General features: G+C 43.0%; 27 protein-coding genes, 1 pseudogene and 2 riboswitches. Of the genes and pseudogenes, 2 read left to right on the forward strand and 26 right to left on the reverse strand.

Annotated elements, in window-relative coordinates:
- Nucleotides 1–28 precede the first annotated feature (28 nt).
- Entirely contained in the window at nucleotides 29–1,420 is a 1,392-nt protein-coding gene (locus BROSI_RS06600) for a sugar transferase (RefSeq protein ID WP_052562959.1), read from the forward strand.
- Nucleotides 1,421–1,454: 34 nt separating this feature from the next.
- Here the strand turns inward: BROSI_RS06600 and BROSI_RS06605 are convergent, their stop codons facing one another.
- The 26 genes and pseudogenes from BROSI_RS06605 to BROSI_RS06725 form a co-directional block, all read right to left on the reverse strand.
- Nucleotides 1,455–2,876 carry a tetratricopeptide repeat protein gene (locus BROSI_RS06605; RefSeq protein ID WP_052562960.1) on the reverse strand — a complete coding sequence of 474 codons (1,422 nt, stop codon included), beginning with the start codon at nucleotides 2,874–2,876 and terminating at the stop codon, nucleotides 1,455–1,457.
- Between the two features lie 16 nt (nucleotides 2,877–2,892).
- Nucleotides 2,893–3,414 carry a PH domain-containing protein gene (locus BROSI_RS06610; protein WP_052562961.1) on the reverse strand — a complete coding sequence of 174 codons (522 nt, stop codon included), beginning with the start codon at nucleotides 3,412–3,414 and terminating at the stop codon, nucleotides 2,893–2,895.
- A gap of 201 nt (nucleotides 3,415–3,615) precedes the next feature.
- A complete protein-coding gene (locus tag BROSI_RS06615) occupies nucleotides 3,616–4,290 on the reverse strand; it encodes a hypothetical protein (protein WP_052562962.1) in 675 nt (224 codons plus the stop codon).
- A gap of 353 nt (nucleotides 4,291–4,643) precedes the next feature.
- A complete protein-coding gene (gene pnpS, locus BROSI_RS06620; protein ID WP_162183227.1) occupies nucleotides 4,644–5,987 on the reverse strand; it encodes a two-component system histidine kinase PnpS in 1,344 nt (447 codons plus the stop codon).
- 90 nt (nucleotides 5,988–6,077) lie between these two features.
- Nucleotides 6,078–6,761: a response regulator gene (locus tag BROSI_RS06625; protein WP_052562964.1), complete on the reverse strand. Its 684-nt coding sequence runs from the start codon at nucleotides 6,759–6,761 to the stop codon at nucleotides 6,078–6,080.
- Nucleotides 6,762–6,833: 72 nt separating this feature from the next.
- Nucleotides 6,834–7,079: a DUF433 domain-containing protein gene (locus BROSI_RS06630; RefSeq protein WP_052562965.1), complete on the reverse strand. Its 246-nt coding sequence runs from the start codon at nucleotides 7,077–7,079 to the stop codon at nucleotides 6,834–6,836.
- 80 nt (nucleotides 7,080–7,159) lie between these two features.
- A complete protein-coding gene (locus BROSI_RS06635; protein ID WP_157842636.1) occupies nucleotides 7,160–7,543 on the reverse strand; it encodes a DUF5615 family PIN-like protein in 384 nt (127 codons plus the stop codon).
- Nucleotides 7,544–7,568: 25 nt separating this feature from the next.
- Nucleotides 7,569–7,814, reverse strand: coding sequence for a DUF433 domain-containing protein (locus BROSI_RS06640; protein ID WP_052562967.1), 246 nt, complete (start codon nucleotides 7,812–7,814; stop codon nucleotides 7,569–7,571).
- A gap of 197 nt (nucleotides 7,815–8,011) precedes the next feature.
- The gene (locus BROSI_RS06645) at nucleotides 8,012–8,371 is read right to left on the reverse strand and encodes a hypothetical protein (RefSeq protein ID WP_052562968.1); all 360 of its coding nucleotides are present in this window, start codon (nucleotides 8,369–8,371) and stop codon (nucleotides 8,012–8,014) included.
- On the reverse strand, nucleotides 8,355–8,561 hold the full coding sequence (locus BROSI_RS06650) for a hypothetical protein (protein ID WP_052562969.1): 207 nt from the start codon (nucleotides 8,559–8,561) through the stop codon (nucleotides 8,355–8,357). Before BROSI_RS06650 ends, BROSI_RS06645 begins: the two co-directional genes overlap by 17 nt.
- Nucleotides 8,555–8,752: a hypothetical protein gene (locus tag BROSI_RS06655; RefSeq protein WP_052562970.1), complete on the reverse strand. Its 198-nt coding sequence runs from the start codon at nucleotides 8,750–8,752 to the stop codon at nucleotides 8,555–8,557. Before BROSI_RS06655 ends, BROSI_RS06650 begins: the two co-directional genes overlap by 7 nt.
- Nucleotides 8,753–8,841: 89 nt before the next feature.
- Nucleotides 8,842–9,858 carry a hypothetical protein gene (locus tag BROSI_RS18990; RefSeq protein WP_082059081.1) on the reverse strand — a complete coding sequence of 339 codons (1,017 nt, stop codon included), beginning with the start codon at nucleotides 9,856–9,858 and terminating at the stop codon, nucleotides 8,842–8,844.
- Nucleotides 9,859–9,927: 69 nt separating this feature from the next.
- Nucleotides 9,928–10,453 (reverse strand): annotated as a pseudogene (locus BROSI_RS06660) (MT-A70 family methyltransferase).
- A gap of 31 nt (nucleotides 10,454–10,484) precedes the next feature.
- The gene (locus BROSI_RS21275) at nucleotides 10,485–10,583 is read right to left on the reverse strand and encodes a BglII/BstYI family type II restriction endonuclease (RefSeq protein ID WP_200891710.1); all 99 of its coding nucleotides are present in this window, start codon (nucleotides 10,581–10,583) and stop codon (nucleotides 10,485–10,487) included.
- A 567-nt stretch (nucleotides 10,584–11,150) separates the two neighbouring features.
- Nucleotides 11,151–11,411: a beta/alpha barrel domain-containing protein gene (locus BROSI_RS06675; protein WP_052562973.1), complete on the reverse strand. Its 261-nt coding sequence runs from the start codon at nucleotides 11,409–11,411 to the stop codon at nucleotides 11,151–11,153.
- Nucleotides 11,412–11,436: 25 nt separating this feature from the next.
- Nucleotides 11,437–12,327, reverse strand: coding sequence for a TdeIII family type II restriction endonuclease (locus BROSI_RS06680; RefSeq protein WP_082059082.1), 891 nt, complete (start codon nucleotides 12,325–12,327; stop codon nucleotides 11,437–11,439).
- 50 nt (nucleotides 12,328–12,377) lie between these two features.
- Nucleotides 12,378–12,617, reverse strand: a complete 240-nt coding sequence (locus tag BROSI_RS06685; RefSeq protein ID WP_052562975.1) for a type II toxin-antitoxin system HicA family toxin — start codon at nucleotides 12,615–12,617, stop codon at nucleotides 12,378–12,380.
- Nucleotides 12,617–12,841, reverse strand: a complete 225-nt coding sequence (locus tag BROSI_RS06690) for a type II toxin-antitoxin system HicB family antitoxin (RefSeq protein WP_052562976.1) — start codon at nucleotides 12,839–12,841, stop codon at nucleotides 12,617–12,619. Before BROSI_RS06690 ends, BROSI_RS06685 begins: the two co-directional genes overlap by 1 nt.
- Nucleotides 12,842–13,037: 196 nt before the next feature.
- The gene (locus tag BROSI_RS06695) at nucleotides 13,038–15,779 is read right to left on the reverse strand and encodes a DEAD/DEAH box helicase (protein WP_052562977.1); all 2,742 of its coding nucleotides are present in this window, start codon (nucleotides 15,777–15,779) and stop codon (nucleotides 13,038–13,040) included.
- Between the two features lie 265 nt (nucleotides 15,780–16,044).
- On the reverse strand, nucleotides 16,045–16,185 hold the full coding sequence (locus BROSI_RS19790; protein ID WP_157842415.1) for a hypothetical protein: 141 nt from the start codon (nucleotides 16,183–16,185) through the stop codon (nucleotides 16,045–16,047).
- A gap of 2 nt (nucleotides 16,186–16,187) precedes the next feature.
- On the reverse strand, nucleotides 16,188–16,901 hold the full coding sequence (locus BROSI_RS06700) for a hypothetical protein (protein ID WP_052562978.1): 714 nt from the start codon (nucleotides 16,899–16,901) through the stop codon (nucleotides 16,188–16,190).
- A 374-nt stretch (nucleotides 16,902–17,275) separates the two neighbouring features.
- Nucleotides 17,276–19,054 carry a B12-binding domain-containing radical SAM protein gene (locus BROSI_RS06705; protein ID WP_052562979.1) on the reverse strand — a complete coding sequence of 593 codons (1,779 nt, stop codon included), beginning with the start codon at nucleotides 19,052–19,054 and terminating at the stop codon, nucleotides 17,276–17,278.
- A 349-nt stretch (nucleotides 19,055–19,403) separates the two neighbouring features.
- Complete coding sequence (locus BROSI_RS06710) at nucleotides 19,404–21,758, reverse strand: hypothetical protein (protein WP_052562980.1); 2,355 nt, start codon at nucleotides 21,756–21,758, stop codon at nucleotides 19,404–19,406.
- 347 nt (nucleotides 21,759–22,105) lie between these two features.
- Nucleotides 22,106–22,225, reverse strand: a riboswitch (cyclic di-GMP riboswitch).
- A gap of 81 nt (nucleotides 22,226–22,306) precedes the next feature.
- Nucleotides 22,307–23,143: a caspase family protein gene (locus tag BROSI_RS06715; protein ID WP_052562981.1), complete on the reverse strand. Its 837-nt coding sequence runs from the start codon at nucleotides 23,141–23,143 to the stop codon at nucleotides 22,307–22,309.
- Nucleotides 23,144–23,281: 138 nt separating this feature from the next.
- Nucleotides 23,282–24,544 (reverse strand): hypothetical protein, encoded by a 1,263-nt coding sequence (locus BROSI_RS06720; RefSeq protein ID WP_052562982.1) that lies wholly within the window; start codon nucleotides 24,542–24,544, stop codon nucleotides 23,282–23,284.
- 154 nt (nucleotides 24,545–24,698) lie between these two features.
- Nucleotides 24,699–25,061, reverse strand: coding sequence for a hypothetical protein (locus BROSI_RS06725; protein WP_052562983.1), 363 nt, complete (start codon nucleotides 25,059–25,061; stop codon nucleotides 24,699–24,701).
- Nucleotides 25,062–25,259: 198 nt separating this feature from the next.
- Nucleotides 25,260–25,379, reverse strand: a riboswitch (cyclic di-GMP riboswitch).
- Between the two features lie 189 nt (nucleotides 25,380–25,568).
- Here BROSI_RS06725 and nadC point away from each other — a divergent pair.
- A complete protein-coding gene (gene nadC / locus BROSI_RS06730) occupies nucleotides 25,569–26,480 on the forward strand; it encodes a carboxylating nicotinate-nucleotide diphosphorylase (protein ID WP_052562984.1) in 912 nt (303 codons plus the stop codon).
- Nucleotides 26,481–26,685: the final 205 nt, after the last annotated feature.

Genomic DNA, 26,685 nt, shown 5'->3' on the forward strand with positions numbered 1-26,685 from the left:
AAGGTTTTATCCCACATAAAATGAAATTATGACAATAAAGATTTTTAATTATCCCATCGCAAAAAGACTCATTTTGCTCATAGTAGGGGATTTGCTGATTGTCAATGGCTCAATCTTTTTATCGGCGATAATTCGCCTGGGTTTGAGTGGTGGCTGTGAATACCTGAGAAGTAATTCCGCATCATTTGCATTGACAGCCTTAGCTTTTCTCTTTACGTTTTTCTTTTTCGAACTTTACGATATCCGAAAGGATTTCAAATCCATCGGAAATATCCTAACGATTGCCTTTGCGTCTGGCAGCGCCTTTATTATTACAACGTTTTTATTTTATATAAGCTGGTCTTTGCGGATAGGACGAGGGGTATTTATTATCAATGGTGTATTAATTACCCTTTTTATCATCGGCTGGAGGCTTTTATACAGCTATATGCTGGATCAACCCATTTTTAAGAGAAATGTATTAATTATTGGCGCCGGCTGGGCTGGAAAAACTATTTTACAAGAAATAAGCAGGTCGAAAAAATCTGGGTTACGGTTGGTAGGTTTTATTGATGATGACCCGGCGAAGCAAGGGAAACTTATTGGCGGGTTTCCTGTATTCGGTAACCGATATAGTTTGAATACGGTGATACATCAAAATGAAATTGGTTTGGTCGTAAATGCTATTACCCATGAAAAACATGCTGATCTCATTAAGGCACTGATTAATTGTTCTTGGAATGGAGTGGATATTGTCGACATGCCTACCCTTTACGAACAGCTCACGGGGAAAATACCGTTTAAACATATTAATGATATGTGGATGTTGCACGTTGTTATTAGTAAACCCAAATTGTATGGTAAATTGGTTAAGCCCATTATTGAAGTATTTTTTGCATTGATGTTATTTGTGTTATTAATACCGGCCATGATAATTATAGCCATAGTAGTGAAAATGAGTTCCAGGGGCGGTGTTTTTTATACGCAAGAACGTATCGGTAAAGACGGTACAGAATTTACCATAATAAAATTCCGTACCATGGTAGAGAACGCGGAATCAAATACCGGTGCAGTTTATGCAGCAGATAACGACCCCAGGATTACAAAGGCCGGAAGGTTTTTGAGAAAGTGGAGGCTGGATGAGATTCCTCAATTGCTCAATGTAATTAAGGGAGAAATGAGTTTGGTTGGGCCACGGCCGGAAAGGCACATCTTTATCAGGGAGTTTGAGGAAAAGATACCTTTTTATACCCAGCGGCTTGCAGTCAGGCCTGGATTAACTGGCTGGGCGCAGGTAAAGTATCCTTATGCATCTTCAATAGAACAAACAGAAGAAAAATTGCAGTATGACCTCTATTATATTAAAAATATGTCCTTTATTCTGGATGTAGTGGTAGTACTGAAGACGATAAAGGTTGTTTTGTTTGGAAGTGGAAAATGAAAATGATACAAATAGGTGACTCCTTGCTGAGCGTTTACTCTTGTTTTGCCTTCCCGGCCGTTTTGTTCTTCGCTATTTTTTCCTTCAGCCGGTAAGCTTCCTCGATACTATGTAATGCCTCCTGAAGCTCGGGCGATATTTCTAATGCCCGCTTATATTCAGCAATTGCATCCTCGATCTGCCCCTCTTTTTGATAAACATCTCCAAGCATATGGTGAGCAGCAGCCAGCTTTGGATTGTGCTCAATTATTTTTTTCATGTCAGCAGAGGCATCAGGTAGTCTGCCATTTTCCAAGTAAAGTACGCCACGGTTGTAAAGCGCCAAAAGATCGTTTGGCGTAAGCCTTAAAACTTCATTATATTCATCAATAGCTTCTGGCTTCATTCCTTTTTCCGAGTAGATTACTCCTAAGTTAAAATGGGCGCCTGCATGGTTTTTGTTTAAAGACAGCGTTTTTTTGAATATAGAAACAGCCTCATCATAAGCCTTGTTTTTTGTATAGGCTACCCCCAGATTATTATAAGCTTCTCCAAAATTTGGACTGATTTCAATCGCTTTTTTGTATGTGGCAATTGCATCGTCAATCATTCCTTTATCGACATAGGCAGCGCCAAGATTATTATACACTTCTTTAAAATCTTCTTTATTTTGTAAGGCCTCTTTATACGCCACGATCGCTTCATCCTTTTTTCCCTGTAATGCAAGTGATACACCTTTATTGTTATAAAGCATGGCAAGTCTGTTTTTTGCCTCTTTATGGTTGAGGTCTATGGATAGTACCCTTCTATATGTGAGAATGGCATTGTCAGGCGACCCGTTTGATTCATATAAGGAGGCAAGATCAAAAAGCAGACCCGTGTCTTTGGGGATGAAATTGGCGGCCTTTTCAAAAGAGGAAACAGAGTCTGATATTTGCCCTTTTTTCTTGTAAAGGTATGCAATACTTCTATAGCTTTCTGCAAGTTTCGGGTTGATTTCAACGGCCTTCTTGTAAGAGGAAATGGCATCATTAATCATCCCTTTGCTGGCATAGGCATTCCCTAAGTTATGAAATACTTCTGCATCCCGCGGATTCATCGCCAGGGCTTTTTTATAAGAGTTAATGGCATCATCAAAAAGCGCCTTTTTGTTGAAAATATTCCCTAGGTTGTAATATGCCTCGGAATCATTAGGGTTAATTTCAAGAACTTTATTAAATTCACGAATGGCTTCATCGAGATGGGCATTTCTATAGTAAAGAATGCCGAGATTAAAGTGCGCGTTAAGATTGGAAGGGTCCTGCAGGACTATTTTTTGGTATTTTTTCATGATTTCTCTATCGAGAATTTCACCTTCCGGAGATGCAGACATTGCAAGTTTAAGGCACAAAAAGAAGGAAACACCGATCATACCGAAATAGGGATATCTTATTGTATTGCCTTGTACAAACCATTTTTTTTGTAAGTTTTTGCTCATGAAAAATCGCTAAAAGTTATAATATTTTTCTCAATAAGGTGCGTCTTTCATACTCTGAAACCTTTTCTTTATTGATAACTTCTTTTATTTTATGGGGATTTTTTATACCCTTCCATACACTCTTAGCATCTTTTATGCTTATCGTAAGATTGCCAACCCTTAATCGCTTTTGCATCCTTCCTTGTTTGACCGAGATATTATTAATGTCATGGTAAGATATTTCCTTAAATTTTCTTGAAAAAGGGCCTTTTCTAACCAAAACACCCTGATGTGTAATTACATATTTCGTTGTGTAAACGGATAGCATTTTATAAACAATGAAGAGTCCGCTGATTGACAACAGGCATAACCCCGTTATGGTATTGGTGCCAAATGAGGTAAAGGCCAGAAGAATCGAAATTGCAGAAATGGAAAACAATAGCCAGTATTGCCGAACGCTTGGTTTGGAGGATTGAATAATTTGTGTTTCTGTGTTTTTAATAAAAACAGGTTCCTTATTGAGAGTTTTCACAGGTGTTTCTATAGTTTTAATTGACATTAGCTAACCTTCGGGTATATTCCTGAAACCTTCCCATCGATTTGAAGCAAATATCTTGCCAGGGTCTGTTCTTAACGGTTAAAATGCATTCTATCTCAAATTATAGGTAAGGAGGAAGGGTATGTCAAGGTAAATGCGGGGCAATCGTTGAGCGCTGTGCATACCGGGAACATAGGGAAAAACCTGAAATGAAACGTTATACTAGTGAAGTGGATAGAATGGTTTTATGTGGTGAAATATCCAGCTGCCAAAAAAGGCAAAACATAAGAGGGTTGCCCAGAAAGACTTTAAAAAGTCAGTATATTGGGTATTTTTTGTATAAAATTCAATCCCTTTTACGACAAGGGTAATTAGTGCCGGATTCATTAAAATATCGTTCGTGCCGGGAGGAGTAGTATTGCCAATATAATTGATAAGTATACCAATTGTAGCGCTGACAACCAAAGAGAGATACCGGTTTCCTTTCACAAGGGTGATACAAAAGATCACGAATGAATGCGATGCTATGGATTCTATTACTGCATAGAAACTCCTGTAAAATTCGTAAGAGGTAAGAAAGTAAGGGATGAGAAACATAAATAAGAGGGGATCATTTTTCGAATCTTTTCTGTGCATCAGCAGGAAGAAAGAAATAGGGGCAATGAACTTAAGCACATCATTGTCGCTCCAATGACCAATATCGCCTAAAAAAATGCAGGCGACACCAATAGCCGTAGACAGGAATAAAAGTACTACTTCCCTGGAATTCCAGCTGATAACCCACCGAACTAAGAGAAAAACTAATGCTGATTCGAATGCTGTAATACATTCTTTAAGCCAAAATACCTCGCCGTGGATATAAAGCAGGCCTTCAATAGTATCAAGTATAAGTTCCATGATAGTAAATCAAAAAGCTGTGACTGTAAACGACGCCGCATTATTACGTAGATTGACCTTGCTGAGAAAAATCCTTATTTAAATATCTATCTGAAAGCAGGGATTACGGAAGGGTTACAATTCCAGATAGTTACGATGTTAAAAGAGCTCATTATTTTACTACCTATTTCCAAAATTTAAAATGAATTTTTTGCGCTTCTTGGGTTCGGCCACCTACAATTCGACGCAATTTCCGCAAATTGCCTGTATCTCCCCCCCCTATCATTCGGCGAGCTTTCGACTGGACTCACGCCGAAGACTCACAACGAAATCCCCCCTTGCGAAGGCGGAAGGAAAGGTGGTCATAACTTGTCTTATGCTGCGTATTTTGGCTGTTGCAGGGGTATTGTAATGATGAATTTACTTCCAACGTTTACCGTACTTTCAACTTTAATGGACCCATGATGAAGATGAACAATATGCTTGACGATGGAAAGTCCCAGCCCCGTTCCACCCATTTCCCGTGAACGGGCCGGGTCAACACGGTAAAATCTCTCGAAAATACGTGGGATATGCTCTTGCGGAATGCCAATACCAGTGTCTAATATTTCAAACCGGACGGATTTATTGACGAGTTCAACCTTCAAACCTATTCGGCCACCTTTCGGGGTATATTTTATTGCATTGTCGAGTAAGTTGGTCAGCAACTGGCGCAAGAGGTATTCATTTGTTTCTATTGCCGGTATGCGATGGGGTATATCCAGCTCAAAAGTTTGGTTTTTTCCCACACAGTGCTCCTGATACTGTAAAAAAATATTGTCTATACAAGGATGTATATCCAATGTGTGAAGTTCTATCTTTAAATCGTGGGAGTCCAGCCTGGATAGTTCTAAAATATCTTTGATCAGATTGTCGAGTCTCTGTGTGTGTTTCATGATAATAGTAAGAAATTCTTGTGTATCTTCACGTCGCAGTACCTTATTTTCGAGTAATGTTTCTACATATCCCTTAATAGAGGTAAGGGGGGTCCTGAGTTCGTGGGACACATTGGCAACGAATTCCCTGCGGGTATTTTCCAGTTTTCGCAGTTCGGTAATATCGTGGAAAACCATGAGTATTCCGTATGTATTTTTATCGATCTGGATTGGAGAAAGATGTGTTTGCAGTAATTTTTTTTCGGGCGAAGGAATCTCGATTTCGGATGTTCTGGTTGCTTGAATTTTGATTATTTCTCTGACCAAATTGCACAGTTTTTCATTTCTTATCTTTTCCCACAAATAGTCTTTATCCAAAACAACCTTTGATATGCCAAACATGGTTTTTGCTGCATTGTTGATGAGGATAATTCGTTCCTCCAGGTCTGTGGTAATAATGGCATCACCCATGTGAGCCATGATAGCGTCCAGTTTATTTTTATCATCCAGGATCGTTTGCATCCTGGATTGAAGCTCAATGCCCATAGTATTGATTGCATTTGCCAGGTCTCCCATTTCATCTGAAGAAGCGATCTCTGCTTTTCGTGCAAAATTGCCGCGTGCAAAATTTTGCGCTATTCGAGTAATATTTAACAGGGGAGATGTATTTATTCTCAAGAGGACAAAACCAATGACCAAGGTTATCGCAAAGGTAAGGAGTATGTATAAAATAATTGTTTTGATATCAGACTCCGGACTTCCGGTTAATTGATTCGAGTAATGCCCTTTTATGACCTTGCTCACAAAATATCCTATGAGCGCCAAACCTAGGGATAAAAGGGAGATAAAACTGGTAAAAATTTTCCAAAATAATTTATTTTTAAACATGCTGATTTATTCCCTGAATTTGTAACCAATTCCCCGTATCGTGATTATACGGTTTGCAAAGGCCTTTAATTTTTTCCTTAGAGAAGCGACATGTACATCAATCGTCCGGTCAATGACAAATGTCTCAGAGCCAGAAACTGCATCGAGTAATTGATCCCGTGTAAATACTCGCCCTGGCTTGCTGGCGAGTTGGTGAAGCAGCTTGAATTCTGTAAGGGTCAGTGGAATGGGTTCATTCTTTATGGTCACCTCATGTTTATACAAGTCGATGATAAGGTCACCTATCGCAATATAATCTTTTGCTGTCGAAACAGTTTTTGTTCGCCTGAGGACTGCCTGTACGCGCGCCACGAGTTCTTTTGGGCTAAAGGGCTTTGTCATATAATCGTCGGCGCCCAGTTTTAAGCCCATCGTTATATCGGCCTCCTCCCCTTTTGCCGTTAACATTACAATGGCAGTGTTAGCAAGTTCCTGATCTGCCTTTAATTTCTTGCATACCTCAAGACCATCAATTCCGGGTAACATGAGGTCTAATATGACAAGCTCCGGCCTTTCTTTTCTGGCCAGGAACAACGCATCTTCACCATTAAAGGCAGATATTACTTTATAACCGTCTTTTTCAAGGTGATAGCGGATTAATTTTACGAGGTCTTGCTCGTCATCTACAACAAGGATCTTTTCTTTTGACATGGGAGTATCTTATGCCTCAATTCAGTAACAATCTGCTCAATGCATTTTTCTGCCTCTTGCCTTCAACTTCTATCAGTTTTTCTTCAGACTTCTTAAATCAGATGCATTAATAGCTAATTCCTTATCTATTTTTTCCTTATTTTCATAATAATAGGAAAGTGCATCATAGACTTGTGGAAGGGTAAGGTGAGAAAACTCTTTTACCAGCTCTTCTGGCGTCATACCCTGCCTGAGGACATAAAATACAACAGACCGTACGGGAAACTTGGTGCCAGCAATGACTGGGCTTCCGCCGCAATGGGTTTTAAGAGAAACAATGTAGGGATGTTTTTTTGTTTTCTATGTTAGGGGCATAAAGATTTTCCTTATATAAAGACCTTAATATAATTACCGTCAAATTATGAAAACACCGTATTCAAATAAACTGCAAAGATTGAATATTTTCCATTGAGGATAGTTTCATTCAATATTTCCTCTCCCCACACTTCTGCAATAATCCGTTCAATCCGCGTTTCAGCCTCTTGCCGTAAGAGTCGCACGCCTTCCAATATCTCCATCTCCTTATCAAGTTTGGCGCGGAGCAGTATTACTTTCCCTCGTCCCCACAATGTGCCAAATTCGATGAGTCCGCCAAAATCTTTATCGCCAGAAAGTAATATCAAATCGTACCTTTCAGAATATTCTAAAATCTTTAGATCATCGCACCCGGCAAGTTCTACTTCCGGAATAAAGAGAATCTCAAAGCCTGCTTTGCGTAGTTCGTTGATAATGCCAATATGGATATTTCATCTGCAAGTATTTTTATGGTTACTCTTTGTTTACAAAAACATTTACCTCTTCTCCCTGGAATTGTCTTGCGGCAAAATCCAGAGCCGCATCTAATCCTTCTTCCGTCGGTGTTGGATAACCTCGAAGGATTTCCTCTCGGGTCATGCCTGAAGCAATATTTTGCAGTATCAGGGCCACAGATATTCTTGTACCCTTAATGATAGGCTTGCCATTAAGAATGTTTGGATCGCATACGATGAGACTTTTTTGTTGGTGACCATTCATTTCTCTCCTTAAAAACTTTTATACTGTAAATTTGTTAGCTAAAGATATTCTATTCATTTCTCAATATTTTAACAATAAATGGTTCGTGCGCGTTTCCGCCTCTTGCCTGTTTACAAATAGGACGCTGAGCGTTGCTTCTACCGATTCATATCGTCTTCAATAAAAACCGGGAAGATGTCCAAATTGTTTTAAAAACTTCACTTTGTTTCAATCCACTCAATCAGTGACATTATCGAGTTCCACCCACTCTCTACAGTGTTATAATCAACAGGTTGAGTAACGCCACTATCGTCTCGATATGATAGTTCACCCCTGTGAGCGATCTTGTTCCGGCATCTAAATAGGTGGTCGATGTCCTTATATTGGTCGGGGTGGTTGGCGCGAAAACTCCTGCTAAACGCCTCTTCAGCAATCCCTAATTTCAGGACGCCAAGCTGCCCCATGCGTCCAGGGGCGCCCTTGCTAACAAATACTAGTGGGCATTTCTCAACTATATTTCCAAGATGGTCAGTCCACTTGGCGTTCTGAAAGACACGATGTTTAGATGGTAGTTCCATCAAAAAAGGCGTTTTTCAAATGGAATTTGAAAAATCGTATCAATCGATTGATCGCTTTACAGGCTGCATCACCATATTGTTCAATTCTCTTGTCAAAGTATGCAGCCTGTATAGTGTAGTCTTTTTGGCCCTTTTCGTCAGGTATGATCGCTGGTGGTTTCTCATCTTCATCTTTTGAAACACTTACCATAGCTCGGCGGAGCACGTAAGTCCAATATGCGTCTTTGGCCCCTTCGCCCGTTCTGATGAATCTACCACGAGTTGCACAGCAACATCGAACTCCCCAATAGTGCAGTCAAGACGGATAACTTGATCTTCCGGCCATCTAACCAGACACTGTCCTGGCAGATCAACTTCAAAGCGTGCAAATAGTTTACTCATGCTCTTTTCTCAGCGTTTAACACTCCAGTTGTACAACCTTGCTTCAGCAAAGTTGGAAGGCGAACCCGGCCCAAAGTTCTAAATTTCTATCATTTCCCATATAAATCAGATCTCTTAACATTAGTAATGTTTTTGTTTTCGCAGTATTTCTTTATTGTTTCAACAGTCCAATCATCTGCTCTTGGATCTATTCTCACTGCTTCAATAAAACCATCCTCCATTGATGTATAAATAATTTGCCTTTTGTTTAAAAACAATTCTAATAGTTTTCTATTTAACATTTTAATATTAATCATATCTTCTAATAATTCCGTCTGTTTTTCAGAAGATGCGCCAAATAAAAAACCACCTTCTTTTTCAAACCCACGTAATATTCCATGGTGTAAAAAGGCAGATCTCAATTTCCCATAAAGACGTTTAATAAATTCAACATGATTGTTAACATTATTTCCCGTCAGTAAATCTTTAACAAGCTTTTCTATTTCGGATATACGGCTTGTTTCATGCTTCTTACTTATTTTTGTTCCACATTCTTCGCAGGCAATATTACCATTACAAATTATCTGAGAGGCATTTGCTAATTGATCAATTGAAGATAAATAAAGCATCATATAAAGGGTATATTTTAAGTGAAAATTTGGAAGTCTTTCAATCTCTTGAGCCCATGTGTAAGTGTTAAGAGAATTATCAAATTTCTTGAAATCCTCGTTCTTCAGTTTTTGCATCAACATACGATAACTTGCTACTCGACTAATAGGGCTTCTATCAGATACAAGTCCATGAATAATAGTGGGATCGTAAAATATATTACACTTATAATCATCATATAAGTCTTCAAAGTTATTATACTGTTCGATATCTTCCGTTAAATATTCAACTGGGAGGCCTGTAGCAAGCCATATTAAGTTTAGTAGTCTTTGCACATTTTTATAATAATTATTTTCATTTATTTCTTCTTCTGTCTCTAAATATAAACAAGTCGGACCTAAATTATTTGATGAAGTAATATTTTTTGAGTATCTACCAGCAAATACTACAGACCTTTTGATGTCTGAGTCTCTTAAAGGTATTATTTCATATTGAACTGGTCGTTCGAACAATCTCATCTGGGCTGCAATATGGCCTTTTCTTCGGGCAACTCCATGTAAACTGTTTTCCTCCGCATCTTCGTTTCCTCACTGATCCCATTCCTCCCGCCTGAATCTGACGAACAACTCCAGGTAATGACCGGGCGAGCAGTTTTCGATAAGATCGTAGATCTGATTTGGTTTTCGTGAATGCTCCCTCTTCCGGGATGAGATGATGTTTACCTGAGTCCGCCCCGGTTGAAGCGTTCTCATATGCCCGCGAACACCAAACAAGACGAGTTCTGTAACATTTCGAAAATAGAATCCACCCCCCCCGGCCGTCAGGACCTCCGTCCTTCCTGATCTTATACCAGACGATGTTGGTTTTGTAAGTAAAACCCCAACGTTTCATAGCCTCGAGGCCTTCGGCGAGCAAGGCATTTGGAACCCAGAGATAAAGATGCGAGTTCGCAGCGGCAACTTGAGACACCGGAATTTCGCAAATCTCTTCAATGGTCATTGTCGGATAGCGAAGGAGTCTCTGGTGCTCTGGCGCCATCTTCCCGGTGCGGTTCTCGAAACGCCAGGGAGGGTCAGCCAGAATAGTTGAATAAAGGCCACAGGCCTTAGACATGGAATCCTGTGCTGCCGTGGGCTGAGTAATATTAATAATCTTCTGCATAAAGATTTCTTCTGATTCCAAAGACAAGAAGAGGACATCCGGCGCCGCCTCCGCCTTGAATTCTCGGAAGAAGTTTAGGCATATGTGTGGTCGAGTGGCTCCTTATGATGCCCCACAACCAAGACTATCAAAAATCTCCTGCAACCCTATTTCAAGTGCAACCCGGTTCTTGAAACAATCAACTTTAAATGCTTTTATTACGATTTTTGATGGATTCTACACCAGAATTTAACTTAACAATTTTATCCCACAGTATCTTGCTACCATCTGAACTGCAAAACTCATCCATGAATTGCTTGGTAAATTTATTCACAACCTTTACATACTCTGCCAAGAATTCTTCATTCTTTTCCTTTGCTTTCATCAATTTCGCACAATTTTTTGGTTTAAGGTTTGATATTTGATGCATACATTGTATTGAGAATGGCTTCGTACCAATTTATGTGATTTCCTATTTTACCTTCGACCAATCGTAATTCTTTCGCTGTTAGTTTCCTTTCCAATTCCTGTTCTGCAACGTTTTGAACATCTTCAATGTAGAGCCAGGGTAACCAATTAAAGTAGTTTGAATTTGCGAATTTGTTTGTTTGCGTGTGCCGTAAGTCATTCCTAACGTCAGAATATTTTTGATTTTGTCTTTTATAATTTTCTAAATGTGAATTATTCCCTTTCCACAACAATGAGGACACTGTTTTTCTTTAACCTGTTTTATATTTTTGAATGATGCCCACCATACTCCTTCTTCCCAACGCCAATCTTCAAAACTTTTGAATTCTTTGATTGGGATTTTCATTTTCTTCGCAAAACTTTTAAGTGCTTGTTTTTGGGTGGCCGCTTTAACATATTCTTGCCCCCAATCATCTATTTCAGCGTATCTGAGTTTGTAATTTATTTCAAAAGTTTTTTTCATATCAGTATAAATATGTTTTTAAAAACTAAACTATTAATGATTTTAGTTCTATCATTCGTTCAACATTATATTCACCGTCTTTAAAAATGGACTGATTAAATTTTCTTGTTAAACGATTGTTATTTTTTACTTTTTGACTAATGCTTGTTTTGTTGCTGATTAATTCAATTTCGCTAATCAAATTCCATTCTGTTAGATATTGGATGTAATCATTTTTGCCGGTTGTTTTATTTGTGCTATTATTTAAAAACTCATACTTTTCAGCAAATTGAGGAGTAGCAATTCTATTGATAATATCTATCAATTGTTGCATTGTGTCAGTATCTCCTGAAAGAAAGTCCCATAATTCAGATGCTAATAGGAATTCATTTTCTGAAAAATATTTTCTAAATCCCACACAATAATCCATAAATCTTTGTTTATCATATCCTGTTGGCGTATCACTCAAAGGATCGAAAGGGAATGCCAAAAAATATCGAATAACTTTGTCTGGATAAATATTTTTTAATGCTATTTTTGCTTCTAAAACTTTCTCTTTTTCAACTTTAAAAACACCTTTATTGGGTTTAACTGTTTTTAATTCAATGCATACGATTTGCTCATCGTCTTGGAAATAAACATCTGCGATAAAATCAGTTGCATCCATAGTGGGTATTTCGCGAATTGAACATTCGTCATTTTCTTGGTTTAAATCAGGTTTGCTGTACCCGTTTGTTAATTCTGTAATGATTCTATTGATTATACTTTTCTGATTTATAGAAATTTTCAAACCAGTTCTTTTGTTTGCCGTAAATTCCTTTTTCTCGCCACCGCAAAGAATATGAGCGGTTTTTTCTAAAAATGAAACGTCAACAGCTCTATCAATTCCTTCCTCGAAAACTTTTGGAACACGGCATCGTCTGATTCGTCTATAAATTTATGGAAATAGCTTTTGGGGTAATCTTTGCAGTAGCACGGTTATCTTTCTTAAGCCTTATCATAAGCTTCCAGGAATTCTTCCCTGGAAATACCTGCTTGGGTACAAATTACTCTGAGGGTAGAAGCCTTTATCTTTGTATGATTTGGCATGGTCAAGGGGGTTTTGCTTCCGTCGGGGTTATCACGTATCATTGAAATATGTTCTCTTTCTCGCACAATTCGAAAGCCTAAAATTTCCAGTGCCTTGATCACCCTACGTTTCGGTGCATCAACAGGAAATTTTATCATCAGACTTCAATTCCCGCCTCTGCAACAAATGCCTCAAGTATTGGAGGGTCGATATTAAACATTTCACTTCCAAAACTCTCAATATGAAACCGAATTGCTGATTTTATATCAGAAAGGGCTTCCTCATAAGTTTCGCCCTGCCCAACGACAACACCTTTGAGTCCTAAAGGATAAGCCACGCATCCATCCGGATGTTTTTCTACAATAATCTTAAATTGTCTCATGCGTTTCCCTCTTTTAAATACATCTCTATTATTTACCGATTAGCTTACCTTGTATATTTAAGCGATTCGCAAAATATTCTCAAGATAAATCTGAAGTACTTGCTGAATTAATGGGTTACTCTGTCCTTTGCTTTTATCGGGTTTGAAGTATATGCAATTTTTAAGGCTGTGAACTCTGTGGTTTAAATGCCATATCTCAAAACGTCAACAACTCAATCAGTTCCTTCCTCGAAAATGACTTGAACACGGCATCGTCGGACTCGACGATGGAGTTCATGAGGGCGGCCTTGGTGGTGATCATGGAGTCGATCTTTTCCTCCAGGGTGCCTCTGGTGATGAGCTTGAAGACCTGAACGCCTCGGGTCTGGCCGATGCGATGGACACGGTCGGTGGCCTGATCTTCCCGCGCGGCGTTCCACCACCGGTCGTAGTGAATGACCACCGAGGCAGAGGTCAGGTCAATACCCAAACCGCCAGCCATGAGGCTTCCCAGGAAGACGTTGCAGTCAGGGTCGTTCTGGAATCTCTCGACAACCTTGCCGCGATTCATAGTGCTGCCACGCAAGGTCTCGTATCTGACGTCGATGTTATTCAGCCAGTCACCAATAATATCAAGCATCTCCAGATATTGTGAGAAGACCACGACCTTTTCTCCTGACTCCAGGGTCTCTTCCATGATCTCCTTGAAAAGCTCGAATTTGCCCGATGTGGCGCTTTTGGGGCTAGTGCCATTCAATATCAGCTTTGGATGGTCACAGAGCCGTTTCAATTTGGTAAGCAAGGCAAAGATGTGGATGTATTCCACCGGTTGACTTTCATCCCTTAACTTTGCAATAAGCTTGCTTCCCCGTTCACTAATTATGTCTTTATACATGACAATCTGGGCTGGCGCCAGGGTGCAATAGCGCTTCTCTTCAGACTTTGGCGGGAGTTCTGTGAGCACGTCCTTCTTGAGCCGCCTCAATTTAAAAGGGTGGATGATCTTTTTCAAAACCTCTCGTTTTTCGCTATCCTGATATTTTGTGATGGGATTCTCGTACCGTTTTCTGAAGTCATCTATGCTTCCCAGATAGCCTGGCATGAGGAAATCAAAGATCGACCATAATTCTGTCAGCCGGTTTTCGATAGGGGTGCCTGTCAGCGCCAGGCGGCGCTTTGAGTTAAGACACTTCGTTGCTTTGCACATCTGGGTATTGTGGTTCTTGATCTTTTGTGCCTCGTCCAGAACTACGTAGTTCCATTGAACCTTGTTAAGAACTTCCGCATCACGGGAAAGGATGCTATAGGTGGTTAATACAACAGAGGGCGTGTTGCCTGAAAAGAGGGTATTTCTTTCTTTTCCGTAAAACAGGGCTATCTTCAATTCGGGTGCATAAATCTGGAACTTTGATTTCCAGTGATCCAGCACAGATGTAGGACAGATGACCAGGTTGGGCACGTTCGGTTCGGTTTGTAAGGCGGAGAGGATCACCACCATTGCCTGATGCGTCTTGCCCAGCCCCATCTCATCAGCCAGGATACCGTTAAAACCGTTCGTATGCAGGAACCAGAGCCAGTCATAGCCCGACTGCTGATAGGCGCGCAATTCCCCTTTGTAGGAAGAAACGGCAGGCGCCGGTTGTGGCGGTGTGATACGGTCAAAGTTCGCCAGGTATTTTTGTGTCTCGTTGCATGCGGTTACCTTTACTTCCTTGCCGTATTCTGCACGAGTGCGCAGGTATCCCAATTTGGACATCTTGATACGTCCATTTTCAATAATACCGCTGCCGCGCTGCCAGAGGTCCATGATGTCTTTGGGAATTTCTATATAGGCAGTGTCCTTTCTTATGCAGTGGTCTTTATCAAGACATGATAAGATTTCAGAAAGAGTGACGGTGTGCCTTCCTACGGTATAGGTTGGATCCAGCCACAGCCAGTCATTGCCACAAGACTCCACCTGCACATGGGAAACGTCCGGGCTGTCATGAACCTCTATGCTTTGTAATCTTTCAGAAGACTTAAAGGAATCGTCATTGAGTAATGGGTCGAGATCGTGCTTAAGGAAATCAATCGCGGCTTTTTCTTTATAAACCAGCGGTTTTTGTTTATTGAAATAGGGTTTCAAGGTGTAAGGAATGGGCTCGATTGGTCTGTAGGCATTGTTCTGCCATACCCACTGTTCACCGATCCTGTTCCCAGCAGCTTCTTCCCACCGGACGGCCTGCTCATCTTTTTTGCTGGAGCCCTTTAGTTTTAGGATGGGGGATAATTCTATATGTCCTTCTGTGTTTATATCAGCATGGAGATAGGGGACGAGTGGATTCTTATAAAGCTTGACCTTTCTTGCCCGTTCCGATAATTCCACGGTGTTGCTGGAAAATCTTGTTATCTTTTCGAAAACATGCGGGCTTTTTTCTGCTGAGATGTGAACCACGGTTTCGCCGCATTGGCCCGAAACGAGTTTAAGTTCGAGCTGTGGTCCACCGTTGAGCATGTCAACCTTGATGTTGAAATGGCCGAAGTCAGAAAAGATTTCGGTTAACATATCCGTCTGGTTCGGTTCATACGAAGAAAATGGCGAGATCCTGGTAAAAATATTGTCCGGGTCAAAAAGCGTTTTTTGTTGCGGATAGAGTGGTTTATTATGACGTTTCGGTTTATTTCGTTGTGCAATCCACTCCAGGAGAGTAGCAACAATGTGCTTACATATCTCTCCATCCGAGGCATACAAACACTCACAATCCATTTCGTATATTTCTTTTTCATTGGCAAGGATAAAGACGCTGTACGGTACCGATTCGCTCCCTGCAACTTCTGCCGTTAATTCTCCGTCATTATCATATCTTAGATTATGCACACGGCCACTTTTGTAATACGAAAGTCCACGATTGAAGACGCCATTGTTGGCAATAGATTTAATATGTTCTGGTGTGATGGAATCAAAAAAGAATTTCTTCATAAGTTCAAACTTTTGTAAAGAGGGTATAAAGAATAGGGGATTGTACTCAGATACAACATATATATCAATTTGTAAGCAAAAAGTCAACTAATGACCTTAAGTTTTATATCATCTTTTTGACACAAAATTGTTTTTAAAGATTATGGATAAGGAATCTCAATATTAAATGACATTTTTTGTTCTCCAGAAGGCTTTTCCTTCTCTTTTTCATTTTCTTAAGTGCCAATTTCTCCTCACTCTTTTGTGGTTGCCGACGTAGCTATGCCTAGTCAGCTACGTCGGCAACCCCGTATGATAGACAACCTATCTTTGAAATAGACTCAGATAGCGCTGCAAGAATCTTGTAGTCAAGTCCGGTACATAGAATAGTTTCAGGATGAACGAAGTCTCCTGCGATACGAAACATCCTTAGCGATTCTCCTCAGTGCCTTCTGAGCACATACCTTTTCCTATTCGACGGAGGAAATGCGCCGGCTCCATCACTTCAGGCCGTACCTGCCTACGGAGGGCTTCACGAACAAAAGCCACATGATCCACAAGGTGCAATTCCGGATACACCCGGTCGATTGCTTCAATCAGCACCAACTCCTCAACGGCGATGGCTATTCCTGGATCAAACCAGTGTGCAGGCTCTTGCCATTCCCACCCCTGTTTCAATGCCTTACCACCGATTCCGGCTACTGACTTAGCTCGAATGTCGGTCGTGAGTCTCTCCTTAAAGAAATGGGCTGGCTCCATCCAGTCTGTCCGCAGTTTTAAATGGAGGGCATCAAACCAGATTAAGTACAGATTGTAGCTCCCCGCCGCTACCTTCCATGGGTCCGGCAGCGGTCCGAATACTTTGGATAACTCTTTATCAAAAAGCGTATCTTTGAGGTGCTCTGCTCCCATGCACATACGCTTAAATACCCCCTTATCTCCTATCTCGAACACGACAGGCACAGTGGTAGTTACCACAAACCCGATTTGCCGTGATATCCTGTCAAATGCATTATCAATTTCCTTCTGAAATTTCTCCCGAATCCTGATGTAGATGTCGATCAAGTCGTCGTATAGCCTTACGACGGCTGGATGTGCCGGTTCCACCCAATCACGTATACGAGCAAAAGTTTTTTCGTCCATATTGCACCTCCTTATGATTGTGTAATGTCAAATGTGAGAGAAACTCGTCTTCCCCTCATTTTTTACTGACAGCTTCAAGTTATTCCGTTCAAGTCCCCCTTAGTAAAGGGGGATTCAGGGGGTTGTGTTTTTCCTGGGCTATTTTACAACCCCCTAGCCCCCTTTTCTAAGGGGGATTTTTATGCTTCATACTACCCAGAAACCCGCTTAAAAAAATGAAAATTCCCTGTATAATTAAGGTTTTCCATAGTACCCTATAAAAACTTCTTCTTTTTTTATTTCCCCCTTGTCTCCTCCTGGCAAAGGAGGGGATTTAGGGGTGGTTAATCTGTTTGCGGTTTAGCCGCACCATGGGATAGTTCTGGGAAATAAGTTCACCTCCTTTCTTCTTTTGGTTCTGCAAATCGGCTCTTAAATACGTTATAGGGAATTGGCGCTGACGTCACTCCCAACAAATCTGTCTCATCCATCCTTTCGGCCTCTGACGTCACAAATTCCAACTTCTCCAGATTGTCCCTGCTAGAATATGGCATAGGTTTGCAGTTCAGGAAGGACAGCGCTCCGGTATTTGACATAAACCTCGGCACCCTGGCATCCTGACCACGACGGTCGTACGTGTTGCTCAACCAACGCAGAATCGACTCACCCTGGACATGCAAGCCCCTGCTCCTTTCGTCAACACGTTCTCTCATCTCGCGTGCAAAGCCCCGTATCATGACATGATCGTTCGGATCTGCGGTTGTCACGAAGTCATAGATCTGGCAGAGACACTCGTAGGTATCAAGGTTGGTCTGCTTGATAAAGTTACGCACAGATGCACGCAGTGTTTGCGTTAGCACTTCCGGGTGGAAGCGCCGCAGGAGCTGGAAATAGAAATCCACTTGCATATTGAAGTAGTGCAGTCCGAAATCGCTGAAATTGCGATCAAAGAATGTGTAGTTAGCGATTTGATGGAAAGCCTCCGAGCGCGGGTCTTTAAGCCGGTAATCGTATCCAAAGTAGTCACCAAGCAACCTGCCTTCAGTCTTCAGTTTTGCCTCTAACCCGGTACCGGGGTAAGCCTCTGCACGGCAGAAGTTAAATGGATTCTCAATATGCCGTTCGATAAAACGTAAGTTGACCAGGATGTCATCTAAGACTGTGTCAGGCTCAAACATGAGTAAGTTATAGGCGAGATGCACATCAAAGTCATTGAGAATACGCAGTGCATTTAAAATCTGATCGAGGGTGCATTTGCGGTTCAGATTGCGTAGCCCATTCTCATGGGCGTTTTCTACTCCTAAAAATACGCGAAACAATCCAAGGTCGTCCAGCACGCGGATTGAGTCGTGGGTAATGCTATCGGGTCGCGCCTTGACCGCTATGGCAATTCCTTCGATTCCTTCCCGCTGCAGTCCTTCTCGCAGCTCCTCAAAGCGGCGAAGAGCCTTTTCTGGTTTTGGGAGAAAGAAGTTGTCGTCCTGGAAATTAAAGATACGAACATCATGATGAAAGTAGAGATCCTTCATCTCTGCTACGATGTTCTCCACGTTTCGCACCCGAAACTTCTTTCCGCCTCCCCTTTCATACCAGGCGTTGATGCTGCAAAAGGCACAGTTGCGCCAGCATCCCCGGCTGGTCAGAATGCTGGCAATGGGCTTATCAAAATATTCATGGAATGTTATACGTTTTGGAAATGATAATGCGTCAAGATTATCTTGATTGTCCGTTGCAAGGTTGGTTGTTACTGATCCATCAGATTTTCGATAGCAAAGGCCATATACCCTGGATAGATCTTCTAGATGATCAGCCAACATACTAACGATATGTTCGCCCTCACCCAGACAGACCGAATCAAATGCGGTAAAATCCCTGAGCAGATGCTCTGAGTTGAACGAGGCGAAGGGACCACCTGCCGTCAAGTGACCATGATAACAGCCTTCCCGGAGCGCCTGCGCCAGGTGGCAGAATTCTCGCGCGCGGCCTGTGAACATCATAGACAAGCCGGTGATCTGTGGTGAAAAGGCGATTACCCGCTTTACTGCATCCGATATGTCAAACTCTGAATTGAAAGGAACGATTTCCACTTTATGTCCTTTGTGTTCTAATGCAGAGGCTATGTATCGGAGACCAAGGTTTTCTTCCAATTCTGCGCCTACCAATGCAACTTTCATAAATCACCTCTTTCTTGTAATTAAATTAGGACTTCAGCTATTTTTCAATGTAGAGCGAAGAGCCTCTTCGCTCTACAACCGCACCTTTGAAATTCCTTGTATAATAGGCCTACAGCAACTTACATTTGGCCACCTCCCTCTCCCCCCTTTTACGGGGGGATTATGGGGGGTATTTGAAATTGCTGTACATCAATGAGTCGTTATACGATAACTTTACCTTAGAAAATCTTTGAATGTTCCGTTTGAGGGGCGCGGCATAAAGCGCCGCTCCCCTCAAACGATAGTTAGGCAAAACCGCTCGGTCCGTGTTTTACCTCATTTTCCTCGAGCCGGGATGCCAAAGCAGCAGTTAGACTTCCTGTGAAATTGGCGACTCCTCCAAACAGAATCCGATATCAGCTGTGACGCAAAACGCAATCCCATGGCTGCCATAGTTGGTGCGGTCGCACACCACCATGTGAATGACGTATCCGCAGGGGTCCATGCCGGCCGTGTCCAGCCTCCAATGGCCAGACTCGCCTGTGGTAGGCACCGTTGGGAAGGAACGGCTGGTCGCGAAGGTGTAAGTAATTCCTCCGTCACCCGAGAGCATGACCGTGGCCCCATGGGCTGGCCCATCTGGGATGACGTCGAGGCTTATGCTCCCGAAGTGCTGGTTCACCAGGTCGCTCGTGCCAGGGTCATGAGCCTCATACGTGCCGGTCAGGATCGTCCCCACGGGGAATTTACCGCAGTCTATAGCCGGAACGGGGTTGCCGTTGAACTCGGCGCCGGTGATGGTCAAGGTAACCGGGGCGTATGGCTGAAGTGCAATATTTGCCGCAGGAACTGACGATGGGGCGGTGTTGTCAACGCGTACCCTGATTACCTGGGCGCCGGGATAGAATGTGGGAGGACTGACATTCGGATCCTTCGCCTCCATCCTGATTTCCCATTCTCCCTCCATTGATGCGTTCGTCAGCCACCTGGCGAGTTTATCTACCAGCAGGAAGCGGGTGGAGGGAGCCGTGTGGTCTTCCAGGTACTCATACCAGCCCTCGCCAAGGCCATCCGCATCGTCGGTGGCCGTGAGGTTGAGGTTAAATATCGTGTCTCCAGGCGATTCCTCCAACTGTACTGCACCCACGAATTTTGTGACATCAACGTCAACCGTGTTGGTAAGCGGATGCCAGGTGTCAATACCGTCGTCTTTTCGTACCAGGATTCTGTACTTTAGCGGCAAAGCCCCGCCGCCAAAAGAATCAGGCAGGGTGCCCGCAATACGTCCGGTGATGGTAATACCACCTCCAAAGGGGCTCAAGTTCACTGAAAAGATACCAATCTCCGCATCGCCTGTAGCCAGCCCGGTTGCTGGATCAATGTCATCAACCGAGATGTCGCCAACGGTCTCGATAACCGGGGTACGTGCCTCCGCCTTTCCGTGCCGTAACTGGATAAGGCACTCCTCGCGGTTTCCCCAGACCGGGACATAGTTCGGGTTTGCGGGGGGAGGTGGGGTCTCCCAGGATAGAATGGCGCGTAGACGGACGACCTTCGGCCCGGCCTCACAGGGCACTAGATATTGGGTGAAGTCTTTTTTGAGAAAAACAGCATACTGGACGTCCTCCGGCGGGATGGTCTGGAGGTCGTGGACCTGTACGGTGGCCGTGCCCATATAGATGAAACCACTGCCGTCTCCGAAGTCGATCCAGAAGGCTACGTACTCCGTTGACCCCTTGCCGCATAGCCCGCCGGAATAACCGTAAGGCCTTTTGACCGTGAGTACCGCCTCCAGCAGATCACGCTTGGAGCGAAGCCCGATGCACTTTAGCTCTTCAAAGCTGGTGTCTCCGTCCGTTACGACCTGAAGTTTGCCGAAAAGATCCGCGATTTCATTCGCGTTGAGTCCAAGGGACGCTAAAGGGCTGTCCCCGTTTGCTGTGACTAAGGCTGAGGTTGTTGTCTTAGCTGCCAGGAGCTTCTGTGCCTCTGCGAAGCCGAACCGGTGGACTGGCACGCCCTTGTCCGCATAGAGCGCCTTCCTCTGTGACAACGTTGGCGTCGCCAAAGGAGCGGCTTTGACCTTTATATTTGGGTCCAGGCCGGCAATAATTGGGCCAATCGGGTCGGGGATCTTGACCTGAAGGTTTTCCAGCCCTTTTGGCACATCACCCACGAAGAAAGAGTACTTGGGATGAATCTGTACCTGGACGGTCATGACGTTCCCATAGACCGGCGTCCAATTGGGTTGATTTGCCGGCGGCGGCGTGTCCCAGGAAAGGATGGCCCGCACCCTGACAATGTTCTCGGTGGAGCAAAGCCTCTTGAACGGGGTGAAGTCCTTCCTCACGGCGTAACAGAGGGGCTTTTCTCCGGGGATGTTATGGACTCTCACGCTGTCCATTCCCACATCGTGCCAGACCCCGTTGTCGAATATGTCTACGTAGAATCGGACATACTCAAATGACCCCGGGCTGCAGATATCGCCTCCGTATCCAAACTCCTGCTTAACGTGGAGCGCGGCTTCCAGACGGTTGGATGGAGGGTTTAGCCCTACGCACATAAGCTCTTCGTAAGTCGTAATGCCTTGCAATAATTTGACTGGCTTATATGGACTCAGCTCCAGGTTGCCGAAGTAGTTGGGGTTTTGCAGGATCAGCGAACGAAACTGTGCCCGCTCTCGTTCTAATGTTGGTATATTTTCTGAAGTTCCACAAGTTTTCATCACTATCTCCTCCTTTGTTAAGCGGATGATTTTGCACCCACGTCTTTACTGACCATGGTAAGACCGCATCGAACCGATGCGGTTAGATCCACGGTTGTAACGCGTAAAATGTGGATCGTTCGGCTAAGCAATATTTCCGGAATAAATCACAAAAGCATTCGTTTGCATTCACCTCCTTTCATAAGGCAAGAAGAGCCAAGACGGCGCATAAGGCGATTTTGACGAAGCATAGCAAAGGCGGCAACCCTGAGTTGGGCGAAGTTGTTCAGCTATCAACCGCACGCTAGGCGCCTTTTCTGATATTCTTAAAACAAAGAAGCCTTACTGCAAAGTTTTTACTAAACATCTTCGGCAGTAAGGCTATCTTTTTCACTAAAGGATAAGGATCGTCTTTAACTACATCCTTGTATGTTGAAAGACCCTTTACATTGCGCCCCCTGATTACTCAGGGTTTGCCTTTATCGTATGTCTTTGTTTATTTCATTACCATCTACGTCTTCATGTAGTGCTCCACAGGTTGGCGTTAATGACAAGAAACACACGGCCAGTTAAATGGTAAATGGTTTCTGTTTTTCAAAGGCGCGGTTGATCTCACCCACCCGGAAATAGTTTGGCGTTTGGTCGGGTGGCATGCGGTTGACGATGGCGCGGCGAAAGGCCCGGTATCCCTTTTTAAATTTTCCTTCATTCCAGACCTGTAACAAATTAGCAGTAAACAATCCGTTAAACGTACCATCGGCTGACAATTGATTGTCCTGACAGCCGGATATGAGGATTACGGAGGCATTGACTGCATCACGTGATTCCTTTAATTGAGGATCTTTTAAGATAGGATCATAAAATTTTTTGTTGTCACGATACGTGCGTACCGCCACTTCCATCGGCATGAAACGATACCGAATTTCCGGAGAGATTCCCTTTAAGCCCATTGTCCTCATGGCAGACTGATAATAAGCAAGCTTCGTTACCGTGCCACTGTGACAACTATCAGAAAAGACCAGGATACGCACACCCTGCGCAAATTTACCAAGCAAGGAGTAAATTTCGTCATCAACCAGTTCTCCATCATAGAGGCACCACGTTTCATCCTGTGCATCAGCTTCATCGCTGTTCAGGTCGGGGAGTTGGCCGCCGTGACCTGAATAGCTCAGCATAAAGATATCGCCGGATGTTAAAGTGCTGGCCGCCTTGTTGATTCCATCGATGACATTTGCCCGGGTGGCTTCTTTGGTGAGCAGGGTTTTTACGTCAAACCCTTTTGATCTTGCAATCTCCGCCATGTCTTTGGCGTCCGCTTCGCAGGCATTGAGTTCTCCCGACCATCCGCCATAGTGCGCCGGGCTAACGGCATTTAATCCCGTGGTTAAAGCAATCCCTTTTGACATAAAGTCCTCCTTTTTGGTTAAGTTTGTAGGTAAGGGTCTGTTGCAAAATAACTATAAAAACTCCTGCGGGTTCAAGTTGTAACTTGAACCCCACGTTTTATATTATAGTAAGGGTAATGCGGATGTCGATAATGGTTATCATCGTGGTTTCTTCTTTGATGATTCTGACAGTACAAAACGAATTTCTCGGTTTTTCGATCCTAAGTTGAGGATTCCATCGCCGTCGATATCTTTGATGTGTTGGCGAACCTTCTCAAGGCCTTCTTCGTCATTCGGATCATTATTGGTTTGCAACCTATCGTGGAGATAGCCAATCCAGGGCCGACCCTTTGTTTTTCCACACTCAAAGACACGAACGGCATGTCCGCCAGTGGGATTACCGTTATTGTCATCATAAGAAAAAACCAATTCCACATCTTCCCCTTTTTTAATCTCGTCACAGATAAATTTAAAGGTTACTTTAGCACCTCTATCTTTAGATTTAATCCCGCTGCTTCTGAAGTCACCGTTAGGAAGCGCTTCATCGGGTGGGTTTCCATAGCCACGTCCCTGGTGTTTGTGGATGAGCTTATTCTTCAAACCATTCTTTTTTAAATAAGAAAACTTTCCTTTCAGCATAGGTGTAAACCATACACCGTCGCCATCATTGCGTGCTGGTGCGCGGCGATCGGCCTCCATATCCAACTGTCCCACCAATGAATCATCACCCTTCAAACCGGGTTTATGGTCGTGGGGAACGTTGACTCCGAATCTGTCTTCCAAGTACTGGAGACTGTTTGCAATCGACATGGGAAAGCACTGATTCTTGGCCGTTTGTACATTCACAGCGTTTGGCTGTGTGTGTTTCGTGTTTTTTCCTCTGGGTCTGAACTGTATCAGATTAGGTGGTGGTGCTTCGCCGATCACCGCAGTCTGAGAATCGCCAGCGCCTTCGGCGTTCCAAAGTGCAACCCCAACATCAAAGTCGCCTCTTTCACCGTCGGAAAAATCGTCTTGCGGACTAGAAGCAAACTCTATGTGAGCGCTTAGTTCACTAACATCCGTAGGGGTACTGAGACCAAGGCTGAAGTATGTTGTGACTGTACCGTAGTTCACGTCAACAGGTAGATTCTGAACAACCCATCCAGCATCGGAGAAGATATTGAGAAAGCCGCTGGATATATCAGTTGAAGAGGACAGAAGCTCTGGATTTGCACTGACGCGGCCCCAATCTGAATTTTCCTGGGTTACAGCAGAAAAGACGAAATCCACTTGCTCAAAGTTAACACCCTGTCCGGGCCCCACGGTAATGCCATCCGCATTAGCGAGGGTTACCGTGGTATTGGCGGTGAAGATCCAAAGTCCGATTAACACCGGTAATATCGTTGTGATCCTCTTTGTTACCGTGAACCTTTTTTTCATTGTCTGTTCCCTCCTTAACTAATTATGAGTGTCCTGCAAGGCTTGAAAAGCCTTGCAAATAGCCGTATTCCAGCCTTTTTTCATCTTTAAAATCCTCCTTACATCTGGTATACTATTGCTTAGCCACTTGGGTGGCCTGGTGCCACAGTAATCATCAATCATCGACAAACTCGCGAATCTGCGATCCGATTGCCGTGGTTATCCTTTTTGACTGCTCTGTATTGCCCGACACCTCGGCGAGCTGATATTGTGTTACCGCTCGATCAATTACCGCGCGCGAAAGGAACGCAGCATACCAGGGCTGCGGTCCTGGTCCATAGCGCCAGGGATCAGGGTGAGGGCTAGCTCCGGGTGGGAGTGGCTGCGGGTTCAGCAGCGCCCATGACAAGTCGCGGAGAGCTTGGGCAACCGGACCGATAGTACCATACTGCCCCCATGGATCATCGGGGTTTGGATAAGGCACGGCATCGAGCAAATTAACCAATGCGGTTTTCGTGAGAGTGATGTTTTCATTCATGGTTTGATTTCTCCGTTTGTTTTTCCTGCCGAACAGCATTACGTAGGTATACGAAAAGTTGCAACATAATACGGCTTAGTACCGATAATACGCTTAGTGGTAACTTGTTATAGCCCTATTTGGTCATATAACTAAACCCCTTTTTTTACCCGTTAAAATAAAAAAGCCTTACTGCAAAGATATTTTATGGAAAACATCTTCGGCAGTAAGGCTATCTTTTTCGCTAAAGGATAAGGCGCGTCTTTAACTACATCCTTGTACGTTGAAAGACCCTTTACTTTGCGTCCCCTGATTACTCAGGGTTTGCCCTTATCGTATGTTTTTGTTTATTCCTTCACTTTGTAAGACCAGCATTATCACATGCGATTCAAAATAACACGATATCGTTAGATGTCAAGAAAAAAATAATGATTGATATTGAGTTCTCTTTGAAACACTCATATAATAGAGATGAAACAAGGATTAACGAGGTGTTGACAGACAAAAAATAAAAGATGGGTAGTTGTCGTGAACAGAAAAAATAAAATTGAATGTGAGAAGATAGATGCCCTTATTCAACTTGCTATTCAGGAAGATATTTTTACCGGGGATATTACGACTGAAAATCTCATTCCGGAAAACTTGATTGTAGAAGGAGCATTTATAGCAAAAGAAAGCGGTGTTGTTGCCGGGTTGCCCGTTGTTGAACATTTTTTCTCTAAACTCGACAAGAACGTTTTTTTTAAACAATTGGTGAAGGAAGGAGTCTTCATTCATAAGGGTGAGACCATTGCTGTAGTAAATGGCAGATCGAAGGGTTTACTCTCTGGTGAGCGTATTGCCTTAAACTTTCTTCAGAGACTTTCTGGGATAGCAACTCTAACGGCGCAGTTTATTGAACGTATCAAACCTTTAAATACCTTCATAATGGATACGAGGAAGACCATTCCCGGATGGCGATATCTGGAAAAATATGCAGTGGCAGTGGGTGGTGGGGTTAATCACAGGATGGGCCTCTACGACCAGGTGCTGATAAAGGACAACCATCTGGATATAATAAAAAACAAAGTATTATTTAACATATCTTCTCATGATAGTATTATTGAAAAAGCCGTGTCTTTTTTAAAACAACGAATAAAGAAGGGTATTTTGATCGAGGTAGAAACGAGGACGCTGGAAGAAGTAAAGAATGCTCTTACAGCAGGAGTTGATATCATACTGTTTGATAATATGAACATCCAGCTATTGAATGATGCGGTAAAATTGGTTAAAGAGTGGAAATATAATGAGGGAAAACGTCCGCCACTTACCGAGGCATCCGGAAATATTACCCTGGAAAATGTACATCTTGTGGCACAAACGGGTGTAGACAGAATTTCTATTGGCGCTCTTACCCATTCGGCGATGGCTCTGGATATTTCCTTAGAGATATCTATATAAAATTGTTTGCTCGAATTTTTTCAAAAAATGTTTGAATCCGAGAGAGTTGTTCAATAGAATCTACAATTTTGTAAAATTGTTCATAATTTTTCCGATTTTCTGTGAACTCTGCGTTCTGGTTCGAAAATAAGGCCTGACAAATAAGTGTAAGCATAAATATACCAATACCATAGGACAGAAATTGCATTTTCATCGTTTCAGGGTG

This window comes from Candidatus Brocadia sinica JPN1 (assembly GCF_000949635.1).
Taxonomy (GTDB): domain Bacteria; phylum Planctomycetota; class Brocadiia; order Brocadiales; family Brocadiaceae; genus Brocadia; species Brocadia sinica.